Origin of the sequence: Acinetobacter sp. 102 (assembly GCF_037028485.1) — a bacterium.
Taxonomy (GTDB): Bacteria; Pseudomonadota; Gammaproteobacteria; order Pseudomonadales; family Moraxellaceae; genus Acinetobacter; species Acinetobacter higginsii.
The window spans coordinates 1-430 of sequence record NZ_JAZEZK010000072.1; the positions used below are offsets into that span (position 1 = coordinate 1).

At 47.7% G+C, this 430-nt stretch carries 1 pseudogene; it reads left to right on the forward strand.

The features are described from left to right. Positions 1 to 430 (forward strand): annotated as a pseudogene (locus WA352_RS21785) (hypothetical protein); the annotation flags it as partial.

A 430-nucleotide genomic window follows, 5' to 3' on the forward strand; every position in this document is an offset into this window, starting at 1 on the left:
GCTCGAAGCAGGTAAGGTGGTTGTTAAGAACACGGCAAATACCCTGACTTTAGATGCAAGCAAAGGCACACTTGAAGGTCTAAGCAATAAAGATATCAGTAGTGCGGACTTTGCCACTCAAGGTCGTGCAGCGACGGAAGAGCAATTAAAACAAATCCAGACAGGCTTAACAGACAGTGGCTTTGGTTTAACTGCGGCAGATGGTAATTCAGTTCAGAAGAAACTGGGACAAACGGTGGATGTGGTTGGCGCCGACAGCAACATCACCACGAAGGTGGATCAAGGTAAGCTTGCGATTGAACTCTCCAAAGACTTGGCAGTGAATAGCGTCAATGCCGCGGGGACATTGATCAATAGCAATGGCCTCAGCTTTGTGGATGCCAGTGGCAATGCAATCACAAATAGCCCAAGCATCAGTAAGAATGGAGTC